Annotated in this window: 21 protein-coding genes; 14 read left to right on the top strand and 7 right to left on the bottom strand. The window is 46.9% G+C overall.

Going from position 1 to position 22,319, the window contains the following annotated elements:
* Window positions 1-17: 17 nt before the first annotated feature.
* Together R7Z78_RS09075 and R7Z78_RS09070 are read right to left on the bottom strand one after the other, a co-directional pair.
* Entirely contained in the window at window positions 18-1,511 is a 1,494-nt protein-coding gene (locus tag R7Z78_RS09075; protein ID WP_005382664.1) for a CoA-acylating methylmalonate-semialdehyde dehydrogenase, read from the bottom strand.
* Between the two features lie 70 nt (window positions 1,512-1,581).
* Window positions 1,582-2,760, bottom strand: coding sequence for a thiolase family protein (locus R7Z78_RS09070; protein ID WP_104976169.1), 1,179 nt, complete (start codon window positions 2,758-2,760; stop codon window positions 1,582-1,584).
* Window positions 2,761-2,969: 209 nt separating this feature from the next.
* On the opposite strand from R7Z78_RS09070, the gene R7Z78_RS09065 reads away from it, so the two are divergent.
* The 7 genes from R7Z78_RS09065 (at window position 2,970) to R7Z78_RS09035 (ending at window position 10,599) form a co-directional block, all read left to right on the top strand.
* Window positions 2,970-3,356, top strand: coding sequence for a MerR family transcriptional regulator (locus tag R7Z78_RS09065; protein ID WP_005373242.1), 387 nt, complete (start codon window positions 2,970-2,972; stop codon window positions 3,354-3,356).
* Between the two features lie 45 nt (window positions 3,357-3,401).
* Window positions 3,402-4,571 (top strand): isovaleryl-CoA dehydrogenase, encoded by a 1,170-nt coding sequence (locus tag R7Z78_RS09060; RefSeq protein WP_104976170.1) that lies wholly within the window; start codon window positions 3,402-3,404, stop codon window positions 4,569-4,571.
* Between the two features lie 115 nt (window positions 4,572-4,686).
* Complete coding sequence (locus R7Z78_RS09055; RefSeq protein WP_104976171.1) at window positions 4,687-6,294, top strand: carboxyl transferase domain-containing protein; 1,608 nt, start codon at window positions 4,687-4,689, stop codon at window positions 6,292-6,294.
* A gap of 104 nt (window positions 6,295-6,398) precedes the next feature.
* Window positions 6,399-7,181, top strand: a complete 783-nt coding sequence (locus tag R7Z78_RS09050) for an enoyl-CoA hydratase-related protein (protein WP_169644429.1) — start codon at window positions 6,399-6,401, stop codon at window positions 7,179-7,181.
* Window positions 7,174-9,222, top strand: a complete 2,049-nt coding sequence (locus tag R7Z78_RS09045; RefSeq protein ID WP_169644427.1) for an acetyl/propionyl/methylcrotonyl-CoA carboxylase subunit alpha — start codon at window positions 7,174-7,176, stop codon at window positions 9,220-9,222. Before R7Z78_RS09050 ends, R7Z78_RS09045 begins: the two co-directional genes overlap by 8 nt.
* The gene (locus R7Z78_RS09040) at window positions 9,203-10,105 is read left to right on the top strand and encodes a hydroxymethylglutaryl-CoA lyase (RefSeq protein ID WP_169644425.1); all 903 of its coding nucleotides are present in this window, start codon (window positions 9,203-9,205) and stop codon (window positions 10,103-10,105) included. Before R7Z78_RS09045 ends, R7Z78_RS09040 begins: the two co-directional genes overlap by 20 nt.
* A 173-nt stretch (window positions 10,106-10,278) precedes the next feature.
* Window positions 10,279-10,599, top strand: a complete 321-nt coding sequence (locus R7Z78_RS09035) for a DUF1840 domain-containing protein (protein WP_005373256.1) — start codon at window positions 10,279-10,281, stop codon at window positions 10,597-10,599.
* Between the two features lie 98 nt (window positions 10,600-10,697).
* On the opposite strand, the gene R7Z78_RS09030 is transcribed toward R7Z78_RS09035, so the two are convergent.
* A complete protein-coding gene (locus R7Z78_RS09030) occupies window positions 10,698-11,564 on the bottom strand; it encodes a mechanosensitive ion channel family protein (RefSeq protein ID WP_104976175.1) in 867 nt (288 codons plus the stop codon).
* Between the two features lie 333 nt (window positions 11,565-11,897).
* On the opposite strand from R7Z78_RS09030, the gene R7Z78_RS09025 reads away from it, so the two are divergent.
* A complete protein-coding gene (locus tag R7Z78_RS09025) occupies window positions 11,898-12,446 on the top strand; it encodes a sugar O-acetyltransferase (protein ID WP_104976176.1) in 549 nt (182 codons plus the stop codon).
* A 9-nt stretch (window positions 12,447-12,455) separates the two neighbouring features.
* On the opposite strand, the gene R7Z78_RS09020 is transcribed toward R7Z78_RS09025, so the two are convergent.
* Window positions 12,456-13,871, bottom strand: a complete 1,416-nt coding sequence (locus R7Z78_RS09020; protein ID WP_104976594.1) for a PLP-dependent aminotransferase family protein — start codon at window positions 13,869-13,871, stop codon at window positions 12,456-12,458.
* Between the two features lie 154 nt (window positions 13,872-14,025).
* On the opposite strand from R7Z78_RS09020, the gene R7Z78_RS09015 reads away from it, so the two are divergent.
* Genes R7Z78_RS09015 through R7Z78_RS09005 form a run of 3 tightly spaced genes read left to right on the top strand, consistent with a single transcriptional unit; the run spans window position 14,026 to window position 16,575 of the window.
* Window positions 14,026-15,390, top strand: coding sequence for a cytochrome ubiquinol oxidase subunit I (locus tag R7Z78_RS09015; protein WP_104976177.1), 1,365 nt, complete (start codon window positions 14,026-14,028; stop codon window positions 15,388-15,390).
* A gap of 28 nt (window positions 15,391-15,418) precedes the next feature.
* A complete protein-coding gene (cydB, locus tag R7Z78_RS09010; protein ID WP_104976178.1) occupies window positions 15,419-16,426 on the top strand; it encodes a cytochrome d ubiquinol oxidase subunit II in 1,008 nt (335 codons plus the stop codon).
* A gap of 20 nt (window positions 16,427-16,446) precedes the next feature.
* Window positions 16,447-16,575, top strand: coding sequence for a DUF2474 domain-containing protein (locus R7Z78_RS09005; RefSeq protein WP_005373267.1), 129 nt, complete (start codon window positions 16,447-16,449; stop codon window positions 16,573-16,575).
* Window positions 16,576-16,708: 133 nt separating this feature from the next.
* Here R7Z78_RS09005 and R7Z78_RS09000 read toward each other — a convergent pair whose 3' ends face one another.
* From R7Z78_RS09000 to R7Z78_RS08990, 3 genes are all read right to left on the bottom strand, one after another.
* Window positions 16,709-17,215, bottom strand: a complete 507-nt coding sequence (locus tag R7Z78_RS09000; RefSeq protein WP_104976179.1) for a hypothetical protein — start codon at window positions 17,213-17,215, stop codon at window positions 16,709-16,711.
* Complete coding sequence (gene hxpB / locus R7Z78_RS08995; RefSeq protein WP_104976180.1) at window positions 17,208-17,933, bottom strand: hexitol phosphatase HxpB; 726 nt, start codon at window positions 17,931-17,933, stop codon at window positions 17,208-17,210. The genes R7Z78_RS09000 and hxpB overlap by 8 nt, the downstream gene beginning before the upstream one ends.
* 129 nt (window positions 17,934-18,062) lie before the next feature.
* Window positions 18,063-18,944 (bottom strand): LysR family transcriptional regulator, encoded by an 882-nt coding sequence (locus R7Z78_RS08990; RefSeq protein WP_104976181.1) that lies wholly within the window; start codon window positions 18,942-18,944, stop codon window positions 18,063-18,065.
* A gap of 97 nt (window positions 18,945-19,041) precedes the next feature.
* On the opposite strand from R7Z78_RS08990, the gene budA reads away from it, so the two are divergent.
* The 3 genes from budA to R7Z78_RS08975 are packed head-to-tail and all read left to right on the top strand — an operon-like array spanning window position 19,042 to window position 22,315.
* Window positions 19,042-19,827 (top strand): acetolactate decarboxylase, encoded by a 786-nt coding sequence (budA, locus tag R7Z78_RS08985; protein ID WP_005373273.1) that lies wholly within the window; start codon window positions 19,042-19,044, stop codon window positions 19,825-19,827.
* A gap of 29 nt (window positions 19,828-19,856) precedes the next feature.
* A complete protein-coding gene (gene alsS / locus R7Z78_RS08980; protein ID WP_104976182.1) occupies window positions 19,857-21,560 on the top strand; it encodes an acetolactate synthase AlsS in 1,704 nt (567 codons plus the stop codon).
* Window positions 21,557-22,315 carry an SDR family NAD(P)-dependent oxidoreductase gene (locus tag R7Z78_RS08975; protein WP_053304712.1) on the top strand — a complete coding sequence of 253 codons (759 nt, stop codon included), beginning with the start codon at window positions 21,557-21,559 and terminating at the stop codon, window positions 22,313-22,315. The genes alsS and R7Z78_RS08975 overlap by 4 nt, the downstream gene beginning before the upstream one ends.
* The last annotated feature ends 4 nt before the right edge of the window (window positions 22,316-22,319 follow it).

Below are 22,319 nucleotides of genomic sequence, written 5' to 3'. Positions count from 1 at the left end.
TGTCGCTAATCCAGTAATTAGCTAAGTTGAATAGTCATGTTTGGACCGCTTGGAATGTCATCTTCAAACCAACGCGCGGTGACAGTTTTCGTCTCGGTGTAGAAGCGAACCGCTTGTTTACCGTAAGCATGCAGGTCGCCGTAGAAGCTGCCTTTCCACCCAGTAAACGAAAAGAACGGCAATGGCACCGGAATCGGTACGTTGATTCCTACGTTACCTACTTCGATATTGTGTTGATACTTTCTCGCGGCAGCGCCGTTCGCCGTGAAAATAGACGTACCATTACCAAAGCGGTTTGCATTGATCAGTTCAATCGCTTCATCTAGGTCATCCACTTCCATAGTTAACAGTACAGGCCCGAAAATTTCTTCCTGATAAATCGACATGTCTGTGGTCACGTTAGTAAACAGTGTTGGCCCCACCCAGTTACCGTTCGGGAAGCCAGGTACTTGGCAGTCTGTCCCGTCCAGAACACAATTCGCGCCTGACGCTTTGCCTTCATTAATCAGATTCACCACTCGCTGCTTCGCTTGAGGGCTAATCAGTGGACCATAACCAGCGGTTTCATCATCCCACGCGCCAGGCTGAACCTGAGCTAACGCCTCTTTAAGCTCTGGAATCCATTCTTTGGTTTCGCCGACAAATACGGCAACCGAAATAGCCATACAGCGTTGGCCTGCAGCACCAACTGACGCGCCAACTAGGTTATTGATGACTTGCTGTTTGTTTGCATCCGGCATGATGACCATGTGGTTCTTAGCACCTGCAAATGACTGCACGCGTTTCAGGTTGTCTGTACCTGTTTTGTAGATGTACTCACCAACGGGCACAGAGCCAACAAAAGAGATCGCACGAACAACTGGATCAGTCAGAATGCGGTCGACTTGCTCTTTGGTCCCGTGAACAACTTGCAATACGCCTTTTGGTGCACCAGCTTGTTCAAATAGCTCTGCCAATTTCATTGCAGTCAGCGGAACTTGTTCCGAAGGTTTTAGAATAAAGGTGTTGCCACAAGCGATCGCCATCGGGAACATCCACAATGGGATCATCGCAGGGAAGTTAAAGGGTGTGATGCCAGCACAAACACCGAGCGGTTGAATGTAAGAGTAACCATCAATATTGGTCGCGACGTTTTCCACCGTTTCGCCCATCATTGAGCTACAAATGTTCGCCGCTTGTTCTACGACTTCAATCCCACGCCAAATGTCACCCTTTGCATCCGCGAGGGTTTTGCCTGTCTCACTTGAAAGCAGTATCGCCAACTCATCGTGTTGCTCTTTTAGCAGATGTTGGTAACGCAACATCAATCTAGCACGCTCCGGCGCTGCAACTTCTTTCCAGCGTTTGAACGTTTCTGTTGCGCTGGCAATCGCCGCATTCATTTCCGACTCCGTGGCACAAGGTACTTGTGCAATCACTTCGTTGGTTGCCGGGTTGGTTACATCTAGCCATTGTTTTGAATCGGAGATGGCAAATTCACCACCGATATACTGCTTTACTTGTTCTGTCATGATGACATCCTTGTATTTTTCAGCTTGTTACTGACTACTGTTATGTAAGTGAAACTTTGTTGAGAGTGATTTAGCAGATTTCAATCGCGATAGCGGTAGCCTCACCACCACCAATACAAAGCGATGCAACGCCACGCTTACCACCAGTTTGTTTTAGCGCATGAATCAAAGTGACAAGGATTCGATTGCCACTTGCGCCTATTGGATGCCCCAGCGCACAAGCCCCTCCGCGAGGGTTCACTTTGCTCTCGTCCAGTTCAAGTGCTTTCACCGCGTATTGAGTCACAACAGCAAAAGCTTCATTGATTTCCCAAAGGTCCACGTCCGATTTGTCCCAGCCCGTTTTTTCCAGCAGCGATTCAATCGCGAAGACTGGTGCGATGGTGAACTCATCAGGCTGTCTTGCATGCGAGCTGTACGCGACAATTTTGGCTAGAGGCTGAAGGTTTTCCTGACGACCAAACTCACTATCGACTAAGATCATTGCCGACGCACCATCCGAAATGGAACTAGAGTTTGCTGCGGTTACGCCGCCATCTTTGGCAAACGCAGGGCGTAAGGTAGGAATTTTAGTGACGTCGAGTTTGCTCGGTTGCTCATCATCTACAACCAAGGTTTCGCCGCGTCGACTTTTTACGTTAACGGGCACGATCTCTTCTTTGAACAAACCTTGTTCGATTGCTTGCTGCGCACGAGTCACCGACTGCTGCGCCCAGGCATCCATACTTTCACGGCTGAACTGATACTTTTGCGCCGTCTGTTCTGCAAAGACACCCATCAGCTCGCCTTGGTAGGCATCCTGCAACCCGTCATAAAACATGTGATCAAGCACTTGCTCGTGACCTAAACGGAAACCATCACGCGCTTTCTTTAATAGATAAGGAGAAGACGACATGTTTTCCATGCCACCAGCGATGACAGCATGCGCATTACCAGATTGAATAAGGTCATATGCCAGCATCACGGTTTTCATACCCGATCCACAAACTTTGTTCAGTGTCGTACAACCAATCGATTGTGGCATTTCAGCTTTAAGGCTTGCTTGTCTTGCAGGGGCTTGCCCCACACCGGCGGGTAAAACGCACCCCATCAACACTTCGTCTATTTTGTGCACATCGAGTTGGCTTTCGGCTAGCGCCCCTTGAATGGCTTTCGCACCGAGTTCCGTGACATCTGTTGAAGCTAATGCACCTTGAAAAGAGCCGATAGGCGTTCGCTTAGCGGCAACAATCCATGTTTCATTTTTCATTCCATTAACCTTTTGTTGACGTTTACGTCATAACTATACTAACATTTACGTTAACGTCAAGTTTGAGGTTATTGTTTGTTCGAGTAATTCTTTGATTTCGAGTAAATGCGAGTGATATCAAGGCTCAAGAGTGGATGTTGTTTGTTTACTTTAACGTTAACGAATTGTATATTCATGTAAATGTTATACGAAAGTCGTAAGGTTAAGGAATGAACACATTTAAGATCAGCGAGCTCGCGAAAGAGTTCGACATTACTACTCGAAGCATTCGCTTCTACGAAGATTTAGGTCTCCTAACTCCGGAACGTAAAGGCAACACACGAATCTACAATGGTCGCGATCGAATTCGACTAAAACTGATTTTGCGAGGTAAGCGATTGGGCTTTTCTCTTGCAGATATCAAAGAGTTATTTGAACTCTACGATACCGATCAAAGTACTGAGCAGTTGAACTATATGATTCGGTTGATCGAAGAGAAGAAGGCAGCATTGCAACAGCAAGCAAACGACATTCAAGCGGTAATGATGGAGTTAAATGCTGCGCAGTTGCGATGCCAAAACACACTGAGATCCATGAAAGGCGAAAAAGTCACCTAACACCTCAACTCTGGGATGTAGGTGACGTAAAGGCAAGGACACGCAATGAAATCTACCTACTCTTCCCTGAACTTTGTTTATGACGAAAATACCGATTTGCTTCGCGAGCAAATCAATAGTTTTGCTGCAAGAGAAATTGCGCCGCTAGCGCAATCTATCGACCAAACTAACGACTTTCCAAACCATCTTTGGTCCAAATTAGGTGACATGGGTCTTTTAGGTGTAACCACCAGCGAAGAGTTTGGTGGTGCAGGCATGGGCTATCTCGCCCACGTTATCGCTATGGAAGAAATCAGCCGAGCATCCGCTTCGGTTGCGTTAAGTTACGGCGCTCACTCCAACCTTTGCGTCAACCAAATCCACCGTAACGGCTCACAAGCGCAAAAAGAGAAATACCTACCTAAGCTCATCTCCGGTGAACATATCGGCGCCCTTGCTATGAGTGAACCCGGCGCCGGCTCTGATGTGGTCTCTATGCAGCTTAAAGCCGAACGTAAAGGCGATATTTTCCTATTAAATGGCAACAAAATGTGGATCACCAACGGCCCTGATGCACACACCTATGTTGTCTACGCAAAAACCGACCCAAGCCAGCACTCCAAAGGCATCACGGCGTTTATTATGGAACGCGGATTCCCTGGATTTACTCAAGCACAAAAACTCGACAAGTTGGGCATGCGCGGCTCGAATACGTGTGAGCTGGTCTTCCAAAACTGCGAAGTCCCTGCGGAGAATATTCTCGGCGAAGAAAACCAAGGCGTGAAAGTATTGATGAGCGGCCTCGACTACGAACGTGTGGTGCTTGCAGGCGGCCCACTTGGCATCATGCAGGCGTGTATGGATATCGTTGTGCCTTACATTCACGACCGTAAACAGTTCGGTAAATCCATCGGTGAATTCCAGCTAGTTCAAGCAAAAATCGCGGATATGTACACACAAATGAATGCCGCTAAAGCGTATGTTTACGCCGTCGCTGCCGCTTGTGATCGCGGTGAAACCACACGTAAAGATTCTGCTGGCGCGATCCTCTACGGCGCAGAGCTGGCAACCAAGATGGCACTGGATGCGATTCAACTACTTGGCGGTAACGGCTACATCAACGAGTTTGATACGGGCCGTTTGTTGCGAGATGCCAAGCTGTATGAAATCGGTGCGGGCACGTCAGAAATTCGCCGCATGCTTATTGGTCGCGAATTGTTTAACGAAAGCGCCTAATCATCATACCTAGGCGGTTCGAACTCGAAACAACTTCCTTATTCAATCTAAATCTTATTCAACCTAAATAAAGACGGGTGGTGACACCCGTCTACCGAATGGAGATCGGCTATTTATGGCTTGTTTGACGACCAATATTAATACCCATTCAGAGCAGTATCAGGAAAACTACCGCTCTATGGCGTCACTTGTAGATCAACTTTATACCGTGACTGCGCAAATCGAAGATGGTGGCGGTGAGAAAGCCCGCGAGCATCAGCAGAAGAAAGGCAAACTTCCGGTACGTGAGCGCATTCTTGCCCTACTCGACCCTGGTTCGTCCTTTCTAGAAATTGGTCAATTTGCTGGCTGGGATGTGTATCCAGATTACGTTCCATGTGCTGGAGTGGTTGCCGGTGTGGGTGTAATTGACGGCACCGAGTGTATGATCGTTGCCAACGACGTGACGGTAAAAGGCGGCAGTTACTACCCACTCACCGTGAAAAAGCACTTAAGAGCACAAGAAATTGCAGAAAAATGCCAACTGCCGTGTGTTTACTTAGTCGACTCTGGCGGCGCTAACCTACCCCGCCAAGATGAGGTATTCCCAGATAAAGACCATTTTGGCCGTATTTTCTACAACCAAGCCCGTATGTCGGCCAAAGGCATTCCACAAATTGCGGTGGTGATGGGGCTGTGTACCGCTGGCGGTGCTTATGTTCCTGCCATGTGCGATGTTTCCATCATTGTAAAAGAACAAGGCACGATCTTCTTAGCGGGCCCTCCTCTGGTAAAAGCAGCAACAGGCGAAGAAGTCAGTGCGGAAGATCTTGGCGGCGCAGACGTTCACTGCCGTACATCTGGTGTGGCGGACTATTACGCAGAAAACGACCACCATGCATTAGAGCTGGCAAGACAAGCGGTTTCACAAATCAACCACTTGAAACCCGTCCAACTCAAGCAAAAAACGCCACAGGAACCACGCTTTCCTGCGCGAGAGCTGTACGGCATCGTCGGAACCGATCTTAAAAAGCCGTTTGATGTAAAAGAAGTGATTGCCAGAATTGTTGATGATTCACAATTTGATGAATTTAAAGCCTTGTTCGGTGAAACCTTAGTCTGTGGCTTTGCCCATATTCACGGTATGCCGATTGGCATTGTCGCTAACAACGGCATTCTATTTTCAGAATCCGCACAAAAAGGCGCGCATTTTATTGAGCTGTGCGCACAGCGCAAAATTCCTCTGCTTTTCTTGCAGAACATCACTGGCTTTATGGTCGGTCAGAAGTACGAAGCCGAAGGCATCGCCAAACATGGCGCGAAAATGGTAACTGCTGTTGCGTGTGCAGACGTGCCGAAGTTTACCGTAGTGATTGGTGGATCGTATGGCGCAGGAAACTACGGCATGTGTGGCCGCGCTTATGATCCAACCATGATGTGGATGTGGCCAAACGCGCGCATCTCCGTCATGGGTGGAGAGCAAGCGGCTGGCGTGATGGCGCAAGTGACCCGCGATATCAAAACTCGTAAAGGTGAAAGCTGGAGCGTAGAGGAAGAAGAAGCGTTCAAACGTCCAATTGCGGAGCAATATCAGACTCAAAGCCATGCATACTACGCCAGTGCTCGTTTGTGGGACGACGGCATTATTGATCCCGCCAAAACCCGTGATGTTGTCGGCATTGCTCTGTCTGCTGCGCTTAATGCGCCAATAGCAGACAGTAAATTTGGCATCTTCCGCATGTAGTCGGATGCAAGGCAAGCCTTAACTCCTCGCGAATACCGATGTTTAAAAAGTAATGGTTAGCGAGCATTGAAATACAGACTGAAATGTCAGACAAAGGAAGTCACATGACCGGACTACTGCTTGAAAAAGACAGCAATGGCGTTGCTTGGTTGAGCCTCAATCGACCAGAGAAACACAACGCGTTTAATGATGAATTAATTGCTTCACTTATCGACACCTTGGAAAAACTTGAGAGAGACAACTCTCTACGTGCATTGGTACTAACGGCGCAAAGTAAACACTTTTCTGCGGGTGCGGATCTTGGCTGGATGCAGTCAATGGCCACCAAAACCGAGGGGGAAAATCTGCAAGATGCACAGCAGTTAGCGTTGCTCTTGCACAAACTGGATACCTTTAGCAAACCAACCATTGCTATGGTGCATGGCGCTGCATTTGGCGGCGCACTTGGGCTTATCTGCTGCTGCGATATCGCTATCGGTACACCTGAAAGCCGCTTCTGTTTGAGTGAAGTGAAACTCGGTTTGTTACCCGCGACAATCGGACCCTACGTCATTCGAGCGATTGGACAACGACAAAGCCGACGCTACTTTTTAACCGCGGAACTGATTGATGCCGAAACCGCACTATCGATGAGTATTCTTCATCAGATAGACTCTCAACCACGTGAAGCCGTCAATCGCACCATTGATCACCTGCTCAACAACGGTCCACAAGCCATGCAGGCTGCAAAAGCACTTTGTTTACGCTGTGATAACCAACCTATCGATCATTCATTAATTGAATACACCAGCCAAACTATTGCAACCGCTCGCGTGTCCAGTGAAGGACAAGAAGGACTAGCTGCATTTTTTGAAAAGCGCGCCGCCAATTGGAGGAATCATGTTTAAAAGAATACTGATCGCAAACCGCGGTGAAATTGCCTGCCGAATCATTAAAACCGCAAAAAGCATGGCTATCGAGACGGTTGCCGTCTATTCCGAAGCGGATCGCAGCAGCTTACATGTTAAACAAGCGGATTTCGCTGAATTCATTGGCCCCGCTCCGGCGAGTGAATCGTATCTCGATATCGATGCGATTATCGGTGCTGCGAAAAAATGGCAAGCCGATGCTATCCACCCTGGGTATGGTTTTCTTTCCGAGAACCCGAAACTGGCGAAAACGTGCAGCGAAAATGGCATCGCCTTTATTGGCCCTTCCACCAGCGCAATTGAGGCAATGGGTTCTAAATCTCAAGCCAAGGCAATCATGTCAGAGGCGAACGTGCCCTTGGTTCCCGGCTATCACGGCACAGACAACAGCGTAGAGCACTTATTAGCGGAAGCTGAAAAAATCGGTTACCCAGTGATGCTTAAAGCAACCCAAGGGGGCGGCGGTAAAGGCATGCGAGTGGTCAATAGCGCAGCCGAAATGCCTCTGGCCATCGACGGTGCGCAGCGTGAAGCACTTTCAAGCTTTGGCGATAAGCAGCTTCTAATCGAAAAATGTATATTGCAGCCTCGCCACGTTGAAGTTCAGGTATTTGCTGACCAACATGGCAACTGTGTCTATCTTTCTGATCGCGATTGCTCCATTCAACGCCGTCACCAAAAAGTAGTCGAAGAAGCACCAGCTCCCGGTCTTAGTGATGAACTGCGTAAACAAATGGGTGAAGCTGCGGTTCAGGCCGCTCAAGCGATCGACTATGTTGGCGCTGGCACGGTGGAGTTCTTACTCGATAGCCGAGGTCAGTTCTACTTCATGGAGATGAATACCCGTCTGCAAGTTGAACACCCTGTCACTGAATTGATCACCGGCGTTGATTTGGTGGAGTGGCAATTCAAAGTCGCAGCTGGCGAGCATTTACCTATTTCGCAATCGGAAATCACCCACAACGGTCATTCAATTGAGCTGCGAATTTACGCAGAAGATACAGACAATGACTTTATGCCGTCGACTGGCCGCATTGATTACTTAAAAGAACCCGTATCAGACAGTAGTGTGCGCCTAGCGTGCGTACGCGTTGATAGTGGTGTTACCCAAGGCGATAGCATCAGCGAATATTACGATCCAATGATCAGCAAACTGATCGTCTGGGGGCAAACTCGTGATATCGCTCTAAAGCAGATTAAGCAGGCGTTAACTCAATATCACGTACGTGGCGTAACGACAAACATTGGTTATCTGCACAGTATTATTTCGCAGCCAGCCTTTGCCGAGATTGAGCTCGATACAGGTTTCCTCGTCACACATCAACAAGGCATAAATGAGCAGCAAGACGTGCCGGATTCTATTTGGCTAACGTTGGCGGCTGTTGCTCACTGGAATGATCTCATTTCAAAATCAGACAACTCAACGTTACCCGCGCCAACCAAACGAGGTTTTAGACTGTCAGTTGACAACGTTTACCGATTTAACTTCACGGATGCCAATGCCAACCATCAGGTACGTTTGCAACAATCATCGCAAGATACAGGATCTCACTTCACTGTCCGATGCGGTGAGGAGTTGCATCAGGTCATCCTGCTTGAAAGTGGCAACCAGTTTATCGTCGATATTGATAATGTGCGTTACACCTTTAATGCACTTAGCGACGAGCAACAAACAACACTGTTTTATCTTGGCCAGCAACGCACGTTTGCTCATCAACCTAACTTTGACTCTGCAAAAGATATTGACGATGAGCTAAGTCCAACCGCGCCACTCAACGGCATAATTTCGGCTGTCATGGTGACTAAAGGTGACGAAGTGGCGGCGGGCGATCCGCTTTTGGTACTCGAAGCAATGAAAATGGAATACACCATCACGGCTCCGGTAGCAGCAAAAGTCGACGAATTGTTTTATCAGCACGGGGACCAAGTACAGCATGGCTCCATACTGCTGCATTTGGCTTCGTCATCGGATAACACCAGTGAAGATAAGGAGCTCGCGTATGCTGCCAACGAAAGTTAATATTGTTGAAGTCGGTGCACGCGATGGCCTGCAAAATGAAACGGCAGTGTCGCTGGTCGATAAAATACGTTTGATCAATCAACTAAGCACCAGTGGTTTAAAACACATTGAAGCAGGGTCTTTCGTCTCCCCAAAGTGGGTACCACAAATGGCCGATTCCGATCAGGTGTTTGCGGGTATCACTCGACAGCCTGATGTAGTGTACAGTGCGCTAACACCGAACCTAGCAGGGTTGGAACGTGCGCTCGAAAGTGGTGTAAAGCAAATTGCTGTATTTGGCTCTGCTTCAGAGGCGTTCAGCCAGAAGAACATTAACTGCAGCATTGCGGAGAGCCTAGCCCGTTTTGAGCCCGTTATCGAATTGGCGAACCAGCACAACATTCCTGTGCGCGGGTACTTGTCTTGTACCATGGTGTGCCCATATGAGGGAGTAATCAAGCCAGAGCAAACTACCAAGGTCGCCAATACGTTGTTTGATATGGGATGTTATGAGATTTCGCTCGGTGATACTGTCGGTAAAGCAACGCCTAATCGCGTTATCGCCATGCTGGATTCGTTGTTAACGCTACTGCCAAAAGACGCGCTCGCAGTACATTTTCATGACACTTATGGGCAAGCATTAGCCAATATCTATCAAGCCTTGTTAATGGGCATCAACACCATTGATAGCGCAGTAGCGGGGCTCGGCGGCTGCCCTTACGCGAAAGGAGCCAGTGGTAATGTTGCAACGGAAGATGTACTTTATCTGTGTGAGCAACTTGGGATTGAAACGGGCGTTGACCTTAGCGTCATCAATGAAGCGGGTTGGCAAATTTGCCGTGCGTTAGGAAAGTCTCCTGCTTCTAGGGTCGCATTAGCTCTGGGCGATCCGTATAGCTTGTAAATCATCAACAACCAATCAGGTAATGTATTTCAACGGGCATGCAGACGTACGTGCCCGTTTTTTGTTGTTACTCATAAAAACCTTAACGCTCAACGGTCTTCATCACATTAATTAGTGTCTGATTTCAGCTACAATTTAGTTTCAAACCGAACATATAAAACAGGATCAGGTAAATGCTCATAACATTTCGTTGTCGAAGCCACTCAAACGTCACAATGTTTGGTGATATTGCATTAGATATGCTCAAAATGATGGGTCACAGCGGCACGGTGCCGGGATCAATTTCCGCTCAAGATGTTCCTGACGCGCTATCAAGATTAACTTCTGCTCTATCTGCGAAAAATGCAGCTGAAGAAAACCTCCCTACTGATGTAGACGAAGAGGAAGAACAAGCAGAGCCCGCGGTAAGCCTAGGACGCAGAGCGTTTCCACTGATTGAGTTGCTAAAATCAGCAATCAAAGAAGAATGCGAAGTCATGTGGGACAACCAATAACGCCTTCAAACTGGTTTCTAGCGAGGTGAATCCGTGTTGTGACCGCCTCGCTATGGTTACTCGACACCAAGATAAGAACACCAATACCGCTTATCGCCCTATCCGTTTCTCTCCCTAGACAACTTGATTTGCCCATCAATGTGCACATCTCGTTGTGGAAACGCGATTTCAATGCCGTGCTTTTCGAAAGCTTCGTAGATTTCAAAACGTATGGCACTTGCGACCGAGCGAATACCGCCCTCAACCGTTGAGTTAATCCAAAAATAAGATTCGAAGATCAAAGCATTGTCACCAAAGTCTTGAAAAAACACATCTGGCGCTGGCGAACTCAGAACTTGCGCTTGCTGCGAAGTCACCTCCGCCATTAAGGCAGCAACCTGTTTGACATCGCTCCCATACGCGACGCCGACGACGACCGAGCCACGGACTAATCTGTCGCATAACGTCCAGTTGATCACCACGTTCTCAATCAATTGACTGTTGGGAATGAGCATGTGAACGCCATCGGTTCGCCTGATTCGCGTTGAACGCGTATTTATTTGCTCGACAGTGCCTTTGGCGCCCTCAACCTCTAAAAAGTCCCCAATTCGGATTGGCTTTTCACCAATCAAAATCCAGCCACTTATGAAGTTGTTAATGATGTTTTGCGCACCAAAACCGAAGCCGATAGCGATGGCACCAGACAGAAAGGCGAACGCGGTGATTGGCACATTGATCATCGAAAGTGTGGTCATAAAAATAATGGCGAGAGCGATGACAAATAATATCCGTTTAACCAAATGAATAACGTTTGGATCTTTCCCCGATGAGGACATTCTTGACGTAACGGTTTTGATTAAAATTTTGGACAACCATAAAGCGACAATCACCCATGTCGGCACCATCAATATCGCCCACAACGTGATAGGTTGTTCGTTAAAGGTAAACAGTGTTGTTTCTAAAAATGAAATGACCCGTTCGAACATAAAGTGCTCACTCTTGATTCATCGTTGCCAGCAAGCCAGAGCGCATAAGTCATAAATTTTTGGATCAATCGATAGCGCAGCGGCTCAATTAAGTTCTTCTTATTAACTATATTGTAATCTACGTAAAACGCTTCGAGTGGTTTCCCACTTTGGCTTCAACCGATTAAGCCATTTAGGGAATACGTCTTTGTGAACTAAACGAGCCAATCAACCAACTGGATACGCAAGGCAAATCAGTGATAACTTTCTGATTTTTAAGCATCAAATTTTCACTTCGAATCACTCTCACCTATTATGCACCTTATTGCAAATAACATTGATGGAATGATTGTTATGTCAGAACTGACTCGGATGCGCTCTGGAGAAACCTATAATTGTCTGGATGAAGAACTAAAGCTAATGCGCGCCAAAACTGCGCAGCTTGTCTTCCAATTTAACCACGAGCCAAACCCAGATATCCGTAGACAACTATTGGCGGAAATGGGCGTCCAATTAAAAAACAGCGCCTGTATAGAGCCACCGCTACAACTTACCTACGGTTGTCACTTGTCCATCGGAGAAAACACCTACATCAACTGGGATGCCATTATTCTGGACAATGGGCAGGTTGAGGTTGGCGCGAACGTCATGATTGGGCCTAGAGTGCAAATTTACACAGCCGCTCATTCACTCGATACACAAAGACGCTTAGCCGGAGATGAGATCGCCAAACCGGTAACAATTGGCAATAACGTTTGGATTGGTGGGGGCGCAATCATACTGCCGGGCGTGACCATTGGCGATGAGGCCATCGTCGGCGCTGGTTCTGTCGTAACCAAAGACGTTGCGCCGGGCGATCGAGTCGTTGGAAATCCGGCGCGCTCCATTAAACCAAAAAACTGAAGAAAGTCGCTATTTCGCCAAATGATCGCGAATAATGTTGGCAAGCAGATTGAGAGCATGAACGTATTTGTCATTGAGCTCAAAAGAAGCGTTAAGACGAATACAGTGATCGTATTGTTCTGTCAGGCTGAACATCTTTCCCGGTGCGATGCTGATATTATCTTTTAGCGCTTCTCGATATATCTGCAAGGCGTCGATATGCTTGGGAAGCTCTAACCAAATAAAGTACCCGCCGCTTTGGCTTAACACGTTGACTGCTTCAGGTAACAGCTCACTAAGCAGATCCGTCATCTTACTTTTACGTTCAAACAGCTTTTTCCGTAACTGCTTCAAATGCGATTCATAATTGCGGCTTGTTAAATAGTGCACCAATGTCATTTGCACTGGTGCACTCGTCGCTAATGTACTCATTAACTGTAACTTCTGTACCTCTAGCGCCCGCTTTCCCGCCGCAACCCAACCAATACGTAGCCCTGCTATTAATGATTTTGAAAACGAGGAGCACAACATGGTATTGCCCGTGTCATCAAACATTCTTAGTGGGTAAACCGAGTCATTCCCTGGATGCAGTTCGCTGTACACATCATCTTCAATCACTGGCACGTTATATCGCTGTGTCAGCTCAATCAGCTTTTGTTTTTTCTCGTTGGTGAGCGTAAAACCCAGAGGATTTTGGAAGTTCGACATCAGCCAACATGCTTTCACATCGTGTGTTTGCAGCGCTCGTTCCAGTGAGTCTAGGTCAATGCCCGTGACTGGGTCTGTTCTTACTGAGAGCGCTTTCAAACCTAACCGCTCTAAGGATTGCAAAGCACCATAGAAGGCAGGCGACTCCACAACCACCCAATCTCCCGGTCTTGTACAAGCTTGCAAACTGAGCGTTAACGCCTCCAGCGCGCCTGCCGTAATGACAATTTCATCGGGTGAAATTTCAATGCCTTTCGCAGCATAACGCTTCGCGATGATGGTGCGTAATTGTTCGTTTCCCGGCGGTAAGTTATCAAAGGTGGTGGAAATCGGCATATTGCGAGCGGCTGCGCTCATCGCCCGATTCACGTGATAGCGTGGGTACAAACTTGGGTCTGGATAGGCAAAGCCAAAATTGATCATGGATGGATTTTTACTCGCCTGCAGAACATCAAAGATAAACTCATTGATGTCTACCTGCTCTGTCCACGAAACCGCGGCTGGCGCTTGGGGTTCATTTGAGCTCTTAATATTGGGCGCGACTCGATAACCAGATCGCGGCTGTGACGTTACCCAGCCTTGAGATTCCAGAATTTGATAGGCATGCAACACCGTCATCAAGCTTAAACCCGAGTGTTCAGATTGGCGACGCAGCGAAGGCAGCTTGTCACCCGGATGCCATATCCCCGATTTTATCTGCCTTTTAAGCTGTTCCACTAACTCTTGATACTTCGCCAAACGCAAATCCCCTTCCCTAAAGCCGAATTCAAAATAATAACACTTCAATATTTAATCTGTTATAGGTTTATAGTCACTGTCTGTACCTACTTCCCTCATTCCGCTCCTCTTAAAATAGCTCTCTCATAAAACTTAAAAGATCAAAGGAAGTTTAATGTTTGGCCTCGACGCATTTATGCTTGCACGGATACAGTTCGCCTTTACGGTATCCTTTCATATTATTTTCCCCGCTATCACCATAGGTTTGGCCACCTATCTCGCCGTGCTGGAAGGCTTATGGCTAAAAACACGTAATCCCGATTACCAAAAGCTCTATCACTTCTGGTCGAAAATTTTTGCGGTTAACTTTGGAATGGGTGTTGTATCTGGTCTTGTCATGGCCTATCAATTCGGCACCAACTGGAGTGGTTTCTCCGACTTCGCTGGTTCTATCACAGGCCCATTACTGACTTATGAAGTGTTAACGGCTTTCTTTCTCGAAGCCGGATTTCTTGGCGTAATGCTGTTTGGGTGGCGTCGCGTCGGCGAAAAGCTGCACTTTTTTGCAACCTCGATGGTGGCGTTAGGAACGATCATTTCGACGTTCTGGATTCTCGCCTCCAACAGTTGGATGCAAACGCCACAAGGCTATGAAATTGTCGACGGACGTGTGGTGCCAACCGACTGGTTTGCTATCGTTTTCAATCCTTCATTTCCTTATCGTTTGGCGCACATGAGCGTCGCGGCTTTCGTCAGTTCAGCACTCTTTGTAGGCGCGTCAGCCGCTTGGCATTTATTGAGAGGCAATCAATCGACTGCGGTAAAAACCATGTTTTCGATGTCGCTCGGGATCTTAGTGTTCCTTGCGCCACTCCAAGCCGTGATTGGCGATGTGCACGGGCTAAACACCTTGGAACACCAGCCCGCCAAAATCGCTGCCATCGAAGGACATTGGGATAACAGCGATGGCAAACCAACCCCATTGATATTGTTCGGCATGCCAAACATGGAACAAGAACGCACAGACTATGCCTTAGAAATTCCTGTTTTAGGAAGTTTGATCCTACGCCACAGTTTAACTGAGCCAATCCCGGCGCTGAAAGACTTCCCGAAAGAGGAACGACCGAACTCACCTATCGTCTTTTGGTCATTTCGAATCATGGTCGGGCTAGGACTTCTGATGATGTTTCAGAGCTTCTACAGCATATGGTTACGAAAAAAGAACACGCTTTATACTTCGCGTTGGTTCCTCAAGTTTTCATTGTTTATGGGGCCATCTGGTCTTATCGCAATACTCGCTGGCTGGTTTACGACAGAGGTTGGTCGGCAACCTTGGGTCGTGTATGGCGTACAAAAAACGCGTGATGCGGTTTCTGCACACGGAGACCTACAAATGAGCATCAGCCTGCTGTGTTTCCTTGTTGTATACAGCTTGGTATTTGGTTTTGGTTATTACTACATGATCCACCAAATCAAGAAAGGCCCCGATGCAATCGAACACGATGAGCACGACATGACGACCGTTTCAGGTCGCATTTAGAATTTGTCACAAAGTGAAGGTAGAAAATATGCATTTTGATTTATCCGTGATTTGGTTCGCGATCATCGTTTTTGCCACTTTGATGTACATCATCATGGATGGCTTCGATTTGGGTATTGGAATACTGATGCCCTTCATCAAGGATGAAAAACAAAAAGACGTCATGGTCAACAGTGTCGCGCCAGTTTGGGACGGCAACGAAACTTGGATTGTGCTTGGAGGCGCATCTCTATTTGGCGCTTTTCCGATGGCTTACGCGGTGATTATTGAAGCGCTAACCATCCCTTTAACGTTGATGTTGATTGCTTTGATCTTTCGTGGCGTCGCGTTTGAGTTTCGCTTTAAAGCATTGGAAAGCCACTTAAAGTTCTGGGATCGCTCTTTTATGGTCGGCTCGATTTTAACCACGTTTTTCCAAGGCATCGTTGTTGGCGCGGTAATTCAAGGCTTTGCGGTGGAAAACCGCGTCTTCGTAGGTAGCCAACTCGACTGGCTCAGCCCTTTTCCCATCTTTTGTGGTTTGGGTTTAGTCGCAACGTACGCGCTGCTTGGTAGCACATGGCTCATCATGAAGACGGAAGGTGAACTGCAAAACACGATGTACCGCTTCACTAACAAAACACTACTGGCAATGATCTCCGCATTAGTCATTGTGAGCGCTTGGACTCCACTTGCTTACCCTGCCATTGCGGAAAGATGGTTTTCTCTGCCTAATTTGTTCTACTTACTGCCCGTAGCTGTCATTACTGGGCTGGTATGTTTGAAGATTGCCGACTCCGTTAAAAAGCGTAAAGAGCGCAGCCCTTTCGTGATGGCGTTAGTGATCGTGATTCTCGGGTTCGCTGGGCTTGGCATCAGTATCTGGCCAAATATCATTCCTCCTAGCATATCAATATGGGAAGCAGCGGCTCCTGCAAGCAGTCAGCGCTTTATGCTCGTTGGAGCAGTGATCATCATCCCGATCATTCTGGCTTACACCTTTTGGAGTTACTACGTCTTCTCCGGAAAAGTAAAAGAAGGCGAAGCGTACCATTAACGAGTTGATAAGGAGTGAGTATGAAAATCAAAAATTGGTGCCGCCAATGGGCTTGGATGGTTGGAATATGGGTCGTTAGCGTCGCTGCATTAGGGTTAGTGTCTATGTTATTTCGCGTCATGATGACCGCTGCCGGGTTAAAATCTTAGCTCGGCACTTTTAAGTCAATAAAAAATGGATGCCTCTAGATCTTGTGTAAGAGCTAGAGGCGTTGAACCTAATACTCAATCTTAATGAAAAAGCCAAGCGTTAAGAATCTACTCAAAACATTCTTTCATAAGTCTACATTGCCTGAAGTCGTTCATGCATGCTTACGAGATCAAAAGGTTCAAGCTTTTTCGCAATGCTCAGTAATGCTTCCTTTTTATCTTGCGGTAAACTTTGAAACTTCGACTCTAAACGTAAATCCACTTTGCTAAAAAGTAGCTTTCTAATTTGACTAGCTTTTGCCTTTGATAATTGCAATCCATCATTATCGGAGGTTTCAATTATCATGATAATTCTTGCTAAATCACTGAATTCATCATCAGAGCATAAATAAAGTGATTGTTTGTATAAATAGCCAACCGAAATTTCAAAATCAATATTAAGCGCTTGAATCTGAACGACAATGTTTTCACTCACATCATTTTGAGAAGCAGAGTTGATACAATCATCAAATCGCCTTTCAAATGTAACAAATCGATTATTGAGCTCGTCCAACATAGTCGTATCTTTTGCGAATGATTCTATAGGTAAAACCAATAAGAACATTGGCAGTAGGTATTTTTTCAGCGACCGACTATTCACAATCAAGTCCTTCTTCTAAAAAACTTTCATGCGGTATTGGTGCAATTGTTTCTTTCAAATTCAAGTCCATTAAACTCGCCAAATGGCTTTCATTAAACTCTGATAGCTTTTGCAGCTTTAGACTGGCTTCATTAAACTCTTGGTAGAACTTATCAGGTTGAGGTATCACGACTGTTTTTATGTTTGCTCGTGTTGCCGCAAGCATACCCGAATAAGAGTCTTCAAAGGCAATACAGTTACTTGAATCTACACCTAGTTTATTGATTGTTAAAAGGTAGACATCTGGCTCTGGCTTACCCTGCTCTACATCGTCTGACGATGATATCGCGTCAAAGTAACTGGCAATACCGAGTTTGTTCAAAATGATGGGAATGAGTTGATAAGGTGAATTAGTAGACAACCCTATCTTAAACCCTTTTTCCTTAAGCAATTTGAGTGTTTCTGTAACACCCTCTAATTCGCATCCTTTTTCAATTATTAATGCCTCCACTTTATCCACAACAGCATTCTCTACTTCCTCTAGGCTCTTTTCTTGCCAAGGATTACGTTCATACCAAAACCTTGTTACTTCACCTGTCGTCATAGTTGCAGTCTGCTTTGACAGCACTTCGGTCACTTGGACACCAACTGATGAAAACACCTGCTTTTCCGCTTCCTTCCACAAAGGTTCTGAATCAATCAGCAACCCGTCCATATCAAAGACCGCAGCGTATATCATTGGTACATCCTCAGTAAGTTCTATTCGTTGAGTAAGATTTGTCTATTCAACCAAAGCATAGCTTTGCATATAACGAGTGAGAGTATCACATTTGCCTGTGGCTATCAGAGCCAGTTCGATGACTCATCTTTAAGCCTCAACATGACCGATATGCATGGCTACTTTTAGCGCTTGTTTATTGAGATTAGATGCCTCCCAAGCAACAACAACATGACTAGTGAGAGGGATATCCTCAATCTCGGCGACTGTCGCGGAATCATCGAGATGTTCAGCCAGTGAGCGCGGAACGAGAGCAATACCTAACCCAGCCTGCGCCATGGCAATCGTCGTGCGAAGTTGCGGTGCTGCGAACTGTGGTTCGAGCCTTACTCCTGCGTCGGCAAAAAGTGTACTCATGCCATCAAACAGTGCGGGTCCAGTCTCTCGTGGAAACAGTAAAATTTTATGACCTCTCAACTGTTTCATCTGGATACAGGGATATTTTGCCAGTTCGTGCCCCGCCGGAATCACCGCGACAAACGGGTCGTTAAACAACACCTTGTGCTCAAAAGGCTCACTGGCGTAACACGGTAGCCGCATGATTGCGAGATCAAGTTGTTTGCTTTTTAACTGAGTGGCAAGCTCTGGCATTGATAGTTCCGCCGTCTGTAAATGAACCCCATTCTCTTGAATACGCCCAATCCTCTCCAATACCTTAATGCAGGTTGATGTTGACGTCGCGAACCCAATTTTAACCTGCGTATTTTCACCACGGGCAATCTGTCGGGCTTTTGCTTTAGCGCGTTCCACATCAGCAAGAATATTTACCGCATCCGTATAAAAGACTTGCCCTGCATGGGTCAGTTCTACTCCTCTAGACAAGCGCTTAAATAAGTCCACGCCAAGCTCGTGCTCTAGCTTTTTGATTTGTTGACTCAAAGGAGGTTGCGCAATCCCTAACTGTTCAGCTGCTCGGGTAAAGTGACGAGTCTCGGCGACCGAGACAAAATACTTCAGGTAGCGAAATTCCATATATTTTCCATATCAAAATAAATCTTTTTTATATTGGATTTAGCACCGTGTAGAAGTCAATCTAAATATACTCTTCATTGCATAACTGGTCTTACTCATGCGTGGATTTTATAACCCTCTATGTGCTTGTTCGCTTGAAGTAGCGAAAGAATTTTCTGAATACCATCACGTTACCGGAGATGGTGAGATTTATCAGACTTCGTTAATGAGTGCTTTGATCGCTGGTGTTTACGAAGGCTCGACAACCATAGAAGAACTACTGAAACATGGGGATTTTGGTTTAGGTACGTTCAATGAATTGGATGGTGAGTTGATTGCGTTTGATAAGGAAGTTTTTCAACTCAAGTCGGATGGCTCCGCAAACCCGGCAGACCTGGCGCAAAAAACGCCCTTTGCTGTCATGACTTTTTTTAAGCCTGATATCGAGCTGCCACTAACATCGCGCATGTCACGTCATGAAGTCCATAGCCTCATAGACGACATGGTTCCAAGCGATAACCTATTTTGCGCAGTGCGCATTGATGGCGTTTTCGATTCAGTTCGTACTCGTACCGTACCTAAACAAACACGCCCTTATCGACCAATGCTTGAAGTGGTCAAAGAACAACCAACATTCCGCTTCACACATAAGCAAGGCGTGGTCGCCGGCTTTCGCAGTCCTAAATATACGACTGGCATCAATGTGCCCGGCTATCACGAACACTTTATTACTGATGACCGCCAAGGAGGTGGTCATATTCAGGATTACAGCATTTCGTCAGGGTTCCTCCAGATTGGCAAAGTCTCGCGGCTAGTGATTGATACCCCGGTATCGACAGACTTTCTCAACGCCAATTTGGCTCCGGAAGATATAAATACCGCTATAGAAAAGGCGGAAAAGTAACAAAGTCAGGCAAATAATAAGGACAACAAATGCAATCCAAATCTTCAAATAAGAATGGAGCTCAGTTGATCGCTCAACAGCTAGAGTCTCTCGGCATTAAGTACATATTCGGTATTCCCGGTGCAAAAATCGATCGACTGTTCGATGCGATTGAAGACACTAACATCCAAATGATTCCGGTACGCCACGAGGCTAACGGCGCATTTATGGCGGGCGTTATGGGAAGACTAACCGGCAAAGCAGGCGTCACCATGGTTACGTCAGGCCCTGGCTGTGGAAATCTAGTTACGGGGGTGGCAACAGCAAACTCCGAAGGCGATCCGCTGATTGCTATCGGTGGTGCGGTGAAACGAACTGACCAGCAAAAACAAACACACCAGAGCATGGATACCGTCAGTATTTTTCGCTCTATAACTAAGTTCAGTGCTGAAGTGCAGCATGTGGACGCCGCAAGCGAGATCATGGCGAACGCATTTCGTATCGCAGAGTCAGGTCGTCCTGGGGCTTGCTTTTTGAGTCTCCCCCAAGATGTTTTATCCGAGCAAACCCAAACGGACATTATTGTCCCCTCGCCTTACACACAGCCTGGTTGCGCAGACATCGCAGCAATCGAAGAAGCGGTCAGTCGAATCAGTAAAGCAAAGCGCTGTGTGGTTTTACTTGGCCTTCACGCGAGCCGCAGTAAAAACGCTGCTGCTATCGCCCGATTTCTTCAAAATACGCAGCTACCCGTTGTCGGCACTTACCAAGCCGCCGGCACGGTAGACATCAATTACTATCATCACTTTGCTGGGCGTGTCGGTTTGTTTAATAACCAACCTGGCGATGTTTTACTGCGGGACGCCGATTTAATTCTCACCATCGGCTTTAGCCCAATAGAGTATGACCCTGAGCTTTGGAACAGCCACCGCAACCCAGTGATTCACCTCGATATTGAACCGGCAGAATACCAACTTAATTATCAGCCTTGTGTTGAAATCGTCGGAAACATTGCGCAGTCATTAGACAAAATGGGCAGCTATATCTCTGAATATGCTCGCCTTTCCCCAACGGCACTTTCAGTACTGGAAGAGGTAGCACTGCAACGGCAAGTGATCAAGACCTATCCCAATGTCTATAACAAGCAAGGGTTTCATCCACTGGCGCTAATTAAAGCCATGCAATCTATCATCACACCAGATACCACGCTATGCCTTGATATGGGGAGCTTCCACATCTGGATCGCTCGTTACTTAAGCTGTTTTCGAGCTCGCCAAATGCTGGTGTCTAACGGCCAACAAACAATGGGCGTTGCACTACCATGGGCCATTGGTGCCAGCCTACTAAAACCTGGTAGCAAAGTGGTATCGATATCGGGAGACGGCGGTTTTATGCAATCGAGCATGGAGTTGGAAACCGCGGTTAGACTGAACTGCAATATCGTCCATATTGTGTGGGTTGATAACGCCTACAACATGGTAGAAATGCAAGAGATCAACAAATATCAGCGCTGCTCTGGTGTGAAATTTGGACCAATTGATTTCAAGGCCTACGCCGAATCATTTGGCGCGAAAGGCTTCGCAGTGACTAGTCAACACGAATTGCTACCGACATTGAATAAAGCCATGGACGTTGAAGGACCAACAGTGGTGGCTATCCCCGTAGATTACAGCGACAACGACAAACTGATGTTGCCGCGCACAGAGAAAAATCAAGATCCCGTTTTTGTAAGTTTCGAAGGAGAAATCGCATGAGAGGATTAAAAAATAAAGTCGCACTCGTGACTGGCTCTGCCAATGGCATTGGTTTGGCCATCGCAAAACGTTTGTATGAAGAAGGCGCAAACGTCGCTCTTGCCGATTGGAATGAAGAGCAGTTGGCAAACGCCGTTGAGGGCTTTGATAAACAGCGTGTGTCTGCGCATTCTATTGATGTTTCTGACCCAGACAAAGTCGCAGCACTGATTTCTGGTGTTGTTACCCGTTTCGGTAAACTGGATATTTTAGTAAACAATGCTGGCGTACATGTCCCTGGTTCCGTGATTGAAGGTAGTGTGGAAGACTGGAAGAAGATCTCTGGTGTAAACATTGATGGTGTTGTTTATTGCGCGAAGTTTGCTTTGCCTGAACTCTTAAAAACGAAAGGTTGTATGGTAAATACCGCGTCCGTTTCCGGTTTGGGTGGCGACTGGGGTGCCGCATTCTATTGCGCGAGTAAAGGCGCAGTGGTGAACCTTACCCGAGCGATGGCATTGGACCATGGTGCGGATGGGGTAAGAATTAACGCCGTATGCCCAAGCTTAGTAAAAACCAACATGACGAACGGCTGGCCGCAGGAAATCCGCGATAAATTCAATGAGCGCATTGCGCTTGGCCGAGCAGCCGAACCTGAAGAAATTGCGTCTGTCGTGACTTTCTTGGCAAGTGATGACGCATCTTTCATTAATGGCGTAAACCTACCTGTAGACGGCGGTGCCACCGCATCAGATGGTCAACCTAAAATAGTATAAGCAT

Source organism: Vibrio sp. 1167 (assembly GCF_033340375.1).
GTDB lineage: Bacteria > Pseudomonadota > Gammaproteobacteria > Enterobacterales > Vibrionaceae > Vibrio > Vibrio alginolyticus.
Note: the sequence above shows the minus strand (reverse complement) of the source record. Positions and strands in the feature narration are given on the sequence as shown.